Raw genomic sequence first — 210 nt, 5'->3', positions numbered from 1 at the left:
ATAATGGTCCTAGTGATGGTACCGGTATTACCGTGACCGATCTGCTTCCATCAGGTTATACCTATGTGAGTTCTACTCCGCCAGCAGGTACCACTTATGACCCGCTAACAGGACTCTGGAACATTGGTGCCTTAGCTAATACCGGAACTTCAACCATGACCATTACCGCCACGGTAAACGCAACAGGCATTTATGCCAATACTGCTAGTA

Annotated in this window: 1 protein-coding gene; it reads left to right on the top strand. The window is 47.6% G+C overall.

Translation table 11 applies throughout. The features are described 5' to 3' along the window. Positions 1-210 (top strand): DUF11 domain-containing protein (locus H9X96_RS22625; RefSeq protein WP_187668449.1); only part of this gene is annotated, 210 nt, incomplete at both ends.

The sequence above is a fragment of the Pedobacter sp. N36a genome (assembly GCF_014472395.1).
Lineage (GTDB): Bacteria > Bacteroidota > Bacteroidia > Sphingobacteriales > Sphingobacteriaceae > Pedobacter.
This window is presented reverse-complemented; position numbering and strand designations above follow the sequence as displayed.